At 63.6% G+C, this 1,131-nt stretch carries 1 protein-coding gene; it reads right to left on the bottom strand.

Annotated features, from left to right (window positions below; translation table 11 throughout):
• On the bottom strand, positions 1-961 hold a 961-nt coding region (locus WEB61_RS03075; protein ID WP_368062858.1), incomplete at its 3' end, for a M1 family aminopeptidase.
• Positions 962-1,131: the final 170 nt, after the last annotated feature.

A 1,131-nucleotide genomic window follows, 5' to 3' on the forward strand; every position in this document is an offset into this window, starting at 1 on the left:
AGAGCTGGAACCAGTCGCGGCAGGTGATGCGGTTGCCGGTCCAGTTGTGGAAATACTCATGCGCGATGATCGCCTCGATGGCGGCGTAGTCGGCATCCGTCGCCGTGTCGGGCCGCGCCAGAATGTATTTGTCGTTGAAGACGTTGAGGCCCTTGTTCTCCATCGCCCCCATGTTGAAGGCGCTGACGGCGACGATCATGAAGATGTCGAGATCGTATTCGCGCCCGAAGCGCTCCTCGTCCCATTTCATTGCCCGCTTCAGCGCTTCCATCGCGTAAGCGCAGCGGTCCTCGTTGCCGCGCTCGACGAATATCCGGAGCATCACCTCGCGGCCCGACATCGTGATGAATTTGTCCTCGACATGGGCGAGGTCGCCGGCCACCAGCGCGAACAGATAGGTCGGTTTCGGATGGGGGTCGTGCCATTCGGCGAAATGCCGCCCGTCGGCAAGTTGGCCTGCGGCCACCGGGTTGCCGTTCGACAAGAGCACGGGCAGGGCTTTCCGGTCCCCGACGATCCGCGTCGTGAAAACCGACATCGCGTCCGGCCGGTCGAGTGAATAGGCGATGCGGCGAAAGCCTTCCGCCTCGCATTGCGTGCAATAAATCCCGGCCGAAAGATAAAGTCCGGTCAGCGCCGTGTTCTCCTGCGGCGCGCAGCTCGTCAGCGTTTCGAGCGTGAAGGGCCCGTCGGGCACATCGAGGATCGTCAGATGCTCCTCGTCGACCTGATAGGCATTGGGCCCGAGCTTGACGCCGTCGATCGACACCTCATGCAGCTTCAGCTTTTCGCCGTCGAGCACCAGCGGCCCGGCGCCGTCTCCGTGGCGTCCCATCCTGAGCCGCGCGCGCACGCGCGTGTCGGCCGGGTCGAGTTCGATCTCGAGTTTGACCTCGTCGATCTTGAAGGCGGGTGGCGTATAATCCTTCAGGCGGATCGGGCGGGGGTCTTCTGTTCGCATGGGGACACTCGAAAAGCGGGTGGGCGGCGCATGTCGGGCCAGCATTCGCGAGTGGAATGGCGGAATTGCGGCGCGGAAGCAAGTAGGCTGATGCGGGCAGCCGGCGCAAGAGGCGGGGGGGGGGGAAGCATATGGAAATGATGAAGGAAGCCGCGCGGGGCGAAATCCGC

Source organism: Parvibaculum sp. (assembly GCF_040882025.1).
GTDB lineage: Bacteria > Pseudomonadota > Alphaproteobacteria > Parvibaculales > Parvibaculaceae > Parvibaculum.